Annotated in this window: 5 protein-coding genes and 1 pseudogene; 3 read left to right on the forward strand and 3 right to left on the reverse strand. The window is 70.9% G+C overall.

Features of this window, described 5'->3' with window-relative positions; translation table 11 throughout:
* Positions 1-14: 14 nt before the first annotated feature.
* Complete coding sequence (locus tag D183_RS0110565; RefSeq protein WP_017908960.1) at positions 15-2,183, forward strand: phosphocholine-specific phospholipase C; 2,169 nt, start codon at positions 15-17, stop codon at positions 2,181-2,183.
* 91 nt (positions 2,184-2,274) lie between these two features.
* Here the strand turns inward: D183_RS0110565 and D183_RS0110570 are convergent, their stop codons facing one another.
* Complete coding sequence (locus tag D183_RS0110570; RefSeq protein WP_017908961.1) at positions 2,275-3,222, reverse strand: alpha/beta hydrolase; 948 nt, start codon at positions 3,220-3,222, stop codon at positions 2,275-2,277.
* A 287-nt stretch (positions 3,223-3,509) separates the two neighbouring features.
* Positions 3,510-4,418 (reverse strand): class A beta-lactamase, encoded by a 909-nt coding sequence (bla, locus tag D183_RS0110575; RefSeq protein ID WP_026144367.1) that lies wholly within the window; start codon positions 4,416-4,418, stop codon positions 3,510-3,512.
* A gap of 98 nt (positions 4,419-4,516) precedes the next feature.
* Here bla and D183_RS0110580 point away from each other — a divergent pair, with 98 nt between their 5' ends.
* On the forward strand, positions 4,517-5,395 hold the full coding sequence (locus D183_RS0110580; protein WP_017908963.1) for a LysR substrate-binding domain-containing protein: 879 nt from the start codon (positions 4,517-4,519) through the stop codon (positions 5,393-5,395).
* A gap of 206 nt (positions 5,396-5,601) precedes the next feature.
* Positions 5,602-5,892, forward strand: coding sequence for a hypothetical protein (locus D183_RS0110585; protein ID WP_039727065.1), 291 nt, complete (start codon positions 5,602-5,604; stop codon positions 5,890-5,892).
* A gap of 433 nt (positions 5,893-6,325) precedes the next feature.
* On the opposite strand, the pseudogene D183_RS24455 reads toward D183_RS0110585, so the two are convergent.
* Positions 6,326-6,827 (reverse strand): annotated as a pseudogene (locus tag D183_RS24455) (ABC transporter ATP-binding protein); the annotation flags it as partial.

The raw sequence follows: 6,827 nt of genomic DNA on the forward strand, positions 1-6,827 counted from the left end.
TCCCCGGGACCGCTATGACCGACCAGACCCGCCGCCGGCTGCTCCGCGCCGGCCTCACCGCCAGCGCCGCTGCCCTGTTGCCGCCGAGCATCGCCCGCGCCGCCGCGATCGCCCCGGACGTGCGCAGCGGCACCCTCGACGACCTGCAGCACGTGGTGATCCTGATGCAGGAGAACCGCGCCTTCGACCATTACTTCGGCAGCCTTCCCGGCGTGCGCGGCTTCGGCGACCGTTTTCCGATCCCCGCCCCGCCGCTGCCCGACACCGCACCGCGCACGGTCTGGCTGCAGCCCAGCGCCGACGGCAGCCGCCAGCTCGCGCCGTTCCCGCTGCGCACCGCACGCGACTTCGCCACCATGCGCGTACAAGGCACCCCGCATACCTGGCCGAACGCGCAGCAAGCCTGGGACCACGGCCGCATGGGCCAGTGGCCGGCAGCCAAGCGCGACCACGCGCTGGCCCACTACGAACGCGACGACCTGCCGTTCCAGTTCGCCCTCGCCGACGCCTTCACCATCTGCGACGCCTACCACTGCGCGATCCAGGCCGGCACCAATCCCAACCGCGTGTTCCTGTGGACCGGGCAGAACGATCCGCATGCGCGCGCCGGCGGCCCGGCGATCGCCAACTCGCACGACAACTTCCCGGAACTGGGCGGCGATCCGGACGACTACCGCTGGCCCAGCTACGTCGAAGCGCTGCAGCAGGCCGGCGTGTCGTGGCAGATCTACCAGGACATGGCCGACAACTTCACCGACAACCCGCTGGCCGGCTTCGCGCCGTTCCGCGCGGCCTGGCGCGGTGCGCCCGGGCACGATCCGCAACTGCGCGCACGCGGCGTCTCCAGCCGCAGCCTGGCGCAGTTGCGCGAGGACGTGCTGGCTGCACGGCTGCCGTCGGTGAGCTTCATCATCGCCGACGCCGCCGGCAGCGAGCATCCCGATCCGTCCAGCCCGGCGCAGGGCGCGGCCTACACCGCGCGCGTGCTCGATGCGCTGACCGCCGATCCCAAGGTGTGGGCGCGCACCGCGCTGCTGCTGATGTTCGATGAGAACGACGGCTTCTTCGATCACGTGCCGCCACCGGCCCCGCCCTCGCCCGACCCGTCCGCAGCCGGTGGCTGGGCCGGCGCCTCCAGCGTCGCCACCGACGGCGAATACCACCTGCATCCTGCGCCGGGCGACGCCAAGGCCGATCCGCCGGAGCTGCGCGGGCGTCCCTACGGCCTCGGCCCGCGCGTACCGCTGTACGTGATCTCGCCGTGGAGCCGCGGCGGCTGGGTCGATTCGCAGGTCTACGACCACACCTCGGTGCTGCGCCTGCTGGAGCGCCGCTTCGGTGTCGCCGCCGCCGGCCTGACCCCTTGGCGTCGCGCGGTCTGCGGCGACCTGCTGAACGCCTTCGATTTCCGCCAGGCCGACACCCGTCCGTTCGTCGCCGACCTGCCGGACGTGCGCGAGGCGGCCGCGCGCGCCGCGGCGTTGCACGACCACGCAGTGCCACCGCTGCCGGCGCAGTTGCAGGCACCGCGTCAGGCGTTCGGCGTGCGCCGCGCACGTGCCTTGCCGTATCGGCCGACGGTGCAGTTGCAGCACGTGCCGGAGCGCGGCGAGGTGCAGTTGCGCATGGCCAACACCGGCGCAGCGGCGGTGCTGCACGTCTACGACCGCTACCTCCTGGAGTCGATCCCGCGCCGCTACACGGTGGGCGCCGGCGCAACCCTGGACGGCACCTGGACCACCTACGACGGCAGCTACGACCTGTGGCTGCTCGGCCCCAACGGCTTCCACCGCCACTACCGTGGCGACCTCAGCGCCCCGCTGCTGCAGGCCGAGATCGTCCAGGAGCCGACCGACGCGCAGGCGCTGTGCCTGGTCCTGCGCAATCCGGGTGCCGCGCCACTCAAGGTGTCCCTGGAACCGGCCGCCTACGCCCAGGCACAACCGCGCCAACGGGTGACGCTGGCGCCCGGCGCCGAGCAGCGCATTCGCTGGAATGCCAAGCCGAGCGGCGGCTGGTACGACCTGTGGCTGGTCCAGGACAACGCCCGCCAGCGCCTGGCCGGCCGCGTGGAAACCGGCAAGCCCGGCATCAGCGATCCGGCGATGGGCGGGGCGGCGCGGCTGTATCAGGAGCCCGCCGGAGGCGGGCGGGATTCGGGAATCGGGATTGGGGATTCGTGACAACGTCCGGGATTTGGGATTTAGGATTGGGGATTCGTGAAAGCGCAATCCGCGCGCTGACACGCTCTTGCCAATCCCGAATCCCGAATCCCTAATCCCGGCTCTTAAGCACCCCGATCGTCCGCAGCCAGGTCTCCACCAGCTGCGGCCACTGTGCGATCGGCAGGTTCTTGGCGCGCAGGCCGAAGGCATGGCCGCCCTTGGCGTAGATATGCATTTCCGTCGGCACGTCAGCATGGTTGAGCGCGACGTAGTACGCCAGCACCTGCGAGACGCCGTCCACATAGTCGTCCTGCGCCTGCAGCAGGAAGGTCGGCGGGGTGTCGGCGGCGACGCGGATGTCCGGACGCAGGGCCAGATCGGTGAAATCGCGGGTGTCGGCGTCCTCGTCCTCGTGCACCCACAGATGGCCGGGATACACGGCGATGGCGAAATCCGGGCGGCAGCTCACGCGATCGGCGGCATCCACCAGCGGATAGGTGCGCTTGGCGAAATGCGTACTGGTCGCGGCGACCAGGTGGCCGCCGGCGGAAAAGCCCATCACCCCGATCTTGTGCGGGTCCACGCCCCAGGTGGCGGCCTGTTGGCGCACCAGGCCCAGCGTGCGCTGCGCGTCCTGCAACGCGGTCTGCACCTTGGGGTAGTAGCGCCGGTCGTCGACCCAGGTCGGCCCGGAGTTCGGCACGCGGTATTTCAACAGCACGCAGGTGATGCCGCGCGAGACCAGCCAGTCGCAGATCTCCGTGCCCTCCAGGTCCATCGCCAGCATCTGGTAGCCGCCGCCGGGAAACACCACCACCGCGGCGCCGGTGTTGTGGCCCTGCGCGGGGTACACGGTCATGGTCGGCCGGCTGACGTTGTCGATCCTGGCCCCGGGTCCAGCCGTTTCCGGCTTCGGGTGCGGCAAGGCATCCGGCACTACGCCGGGCCAGATCGGCACCTGCACATGGCCGGGCGAGGGCTCCCACACCCTCGCCTGCGCGGCGTGGGCGAACAGCCCGAAGGCGATGGCGAACGAACAGCAGACGAATCGACGCATGGGACGCTCCGGACAGGATGGGGAATGGAAGGGACCGCACGATCAGTGAGCACGGCCGCGGTGGCCGTTGGGTACAACGCAGGCGATCGCACGCGGCGTCGGCACGTGGCGTCGCCGCTGCTCGCGAGCAGCGTCTCGTACGCATGGCTGCGGTTCCCGTGTGTGGGATCAGCCGCGACGGACCTTCGCGATGAAGCCTGTCGCGGCTGGAGCCGCTCCTACGGGAGAGCGACCTGCATCCGGCGCGATTGCAGCGAACGCAGGCGATACAGCGCGCGAAACGCCGCCTAACCGGTACGCCGCGTCTGCGCAGGCAGCGAGGCCACGACCGCCTGCGCCACCGCTTTCAGCGTCGCGTCGCGCGCGGCGCTGTCGACCGTGGCGCCATTGAGATAGGCGGTGAGCAGCAGCGGCGTGGACCGTCCCGGCGCCCACACGATGGCGATGTCGTTGCGGGTATCGGTGCCGTTGCTGCCGGTCTTGTCGCCGATCCGCCAGCCCGCCGGCAGGCCGGCGCGCAGGCAGTCGTTGCCGGTACGGTTGTCGCGCATCCAGGCAATCAGGCGCTGCCGCGACACTGGCTGCAGCACCTCGCCGAGCAACAAGGCACGCATCGTCGCCGCCATCGCCGCCGGCGTGGTGGTGTCGCGCGGATCGCCGGCGACGAATTCGTTCATGCCCGGCTCGTTGCGGTCCAGTTGGGTCTGCGTATCGCCCAGCGCACGCAGAAAGCGGGTCACGCCGGGCGGGTCGCCAACCAGCGGCAGCAGCAGGTTGGCCGCAGTGTTGTCGCTGTAGATCATCGCCGCGCGGCACAGTTCGACCACGCTGAGCGTGCCGCCGACATGACGCTCGGACACCGGCGCATTCGCCAGCAGATCCGCCTTGCGCACCGGCACGCGCCGCTCCAGGGCCAGTTCGCCACGGTCGACCCGCTGCAGCACTGCCCCCGCCAATAGAAATTTGAAGGTACTGCACAGCGGGAAGCGCTCATCCTGGCGCTGTCCGCCGAGCGTTGCGCCGCCGCCGTCGAGCAGGCTCACGCCGAGCCGGCCGCCACTGCGACGCTCGATCTCGGCCAGTCGCTGCGGTAGCGTCGGCGTCGGGTTTTTCGCGTTTTTTGCCTGTGCACCAGCCACGACCAGCAGGCTCGCGCCCATTCCCACACCCTGCAGGAACCGTCGTCTCGTCAGCATCGTCCACCTCCGTCGGGAGCCAGGATGATGGCCGCATTGACCCACCCCCACCAGCGAGGTTATTCAATCGCACCCATGAGCCGAATTGATACCTGACGATGATCCGTCCGCATCTGCCGCTGAACGCCCTGCGCGCCTTCGAGGCCGCGGCACGGCACCAGAACCTGACCCGTGCCGCCGCCGAGCTGTGCGTGACCCAGGCCGCGCTCAGCCATCAGATCAAGCAACTGGAATCGCGCCTGGGCGTGGTGCTGTTCCAGCGCCTGCCGCGCGGCGTGGCCCTGACCGACGAGGGCCTGCGCCTGCATCCGGTGCTGACCGAGGCCTTCGACCGCATCGCCGGGACGCTGCAGCGCTTCGCCGGCGGTCGCTATCGCGAGACGCTGAGCGTGGGCGTGGTCGGCACTTTCGCGGTGGGTTGGCTGCTGCCGCGGCTGGACGCCTTCCACGCCGTGCACCCGGACATCGAACTGCGCGTGTACACCCACAACAACCGCGTCGACCTGGCCGGCGAAGGCCTGGACCTGGCGATCCGCTTCGGCGATGGCGACTGGCAGGGCCAGCACGCCACGCCGATCCTGGACGCGCCGTTCGCGCCGGTGTGTGCGCCGGCGCTGGCGCCGCTGTTGCGCAGGCCCGCCGACCTCGCCAGGACCACCCTGCTGCGCTCCTACCGGCTGGACGAATGGCCGCGCTGGCTGCAGGCCGCCGGCGCGCCTGAGGTGCAGGCCGGCGGCCCGATCTGCGATGCCTCGCTGACCCTGGCCAGCATCGCCGCGGCCGGGCACGGTGTGGCCTTGCTGCCGCTGCGGCTGTTCGCCCAGGACCTGGATGCCGGGCGGTTGGTCTGTCCGTTCAGTACCCGCATCGACCTGGGCCGCTACTGGCTGACCCGGCTGCGCGCGCGCGCGGAAAGCGACGCCGCCCGACGCTTGCGCGAGTGGTTGCTGGCCGAGCAGGCCGCACTGGCCGACTGAGCGACACCGCTGCCGCCGCATTGGGCGCCGGGAGCGCTTGGGCACACGCCGGCATGCACCTTGCTTCGCCTACCAGCAAGGCCTGACAGTAATGTGAAGAATTTGTGCACTGCCGCTTGGCGGCCGGGCAGGCCCGAAATATGATCCTGGTCGCAGTCGCACTGTGCGCCGGGGATGGCGCTGACCGTTTCGGGGGAAACATGCTGATGAACCGTGCTGTCCTGACCGCCCGTCCGGGCCTGGTCTCGCGTGACGTCGTGCTGGCAGCCGTCCTGGGCTGCCTGTGTGTGCTGCATCTGGCCTACTTCCTGCGCGGCGGCGCCAGCGAATGGCATTGGGCGCTCAGCGCCGCTGGCCTGGCGCTGATGGCGCTCAAGGCCAGCCTCCGGCCGACGCCGACCGCCCGCCCCTCGCTGCAGAGCCTGCGCTCGCGCACGCCGCTGGACTGGGCGGCGATCGCCGGCGGTCTGCTGGTCGTGGCCAGCGCCGCCGCCTGAGCGGCACGGGCCGGCGCCGCGCGCGTCGGCGGATGCGATCGTCCTCATCCTGCACGGTATGTCCGGCGCGCGCGCAGCCCTGGGCGCTGGCGCAGGCGATGCAGGTGGGACTTGCCGTTGGCTGAGGCGATGCGACGTCGGGGCTGAAGCCTCTCCCACACCGGGTACGCCGGCTCACGTTCCGGCCTCGCCTGGAGCGGCGTGAAGAAGCGATTGAAGCCCCTCTCCCACCGGGAGAGGGGTTGGGGTGAGGGGTACGCCGACACGCACGGCCGGCCACTCCGCCCCCCAGGCACCCGCACCTCATCCGCCCCTTTGGGGCACCTTCCCCCGAAAAGGGGGCCATGGTCCCGCAGGGAGAAGGAACCGTCAGCTCGACGTGGATCGCCCGTGCTCGCCGGCACACACCGGCGATGGCGAGATCCACCCCGGCTCAGGCGCCGTCGATCAACTCCATCCACGCCTGCTCGGCCTGGGCCAGGTCGCGCGCGGCGGCCTCGCGCTCGCGGCCCAGCACCGCCATCTTCTCCGCATCGGCGTAGTGCTTGGGATCGGCGAGCTGGCGGTCGAGTTCGGCCAGCGCCGCTTCCAGTTCGCCCACGCGCTTCTCCGCGGCGGCCAGCTTGTGCGGGTTCGGCGGCTTCTTCGCCGGCAGCGGCTTGACCGGCGGCGGCGGGGTCGGCGCGGCCTCGGCCAGTTTCTGCTTGGTGCCCTGCGCGGCGGGGCGAGTGCGCAACCACGCGGCATAGGCGTCGAGGTCGCCGTCGAACGGTTCGACCACGCCGTCGGCCACGCGCCAGAAGGTGTCGCAGACCAGGCCGATCAGGTGGCGGTCGTGCGAGACCATCACGATCGCGCCCTCGAAATCGCTCAGCGCCTCGGCCAGCGCCTCGCGCATCTCCAGGTCGAGGTGGTTGGTCGGTTCGTCGAGCAGC

The sequence above is a fragment of the Xanthomonas sp. SHU 199 genome, assembly GCF_000364665.1.
Lineage (GTDB): Bacteria > Pseudomonadota > Gammaproteobacteria > Xanthomonadales > Xanthomonadaceae > Xanthomonas_A > Xanthomonas_A sontii.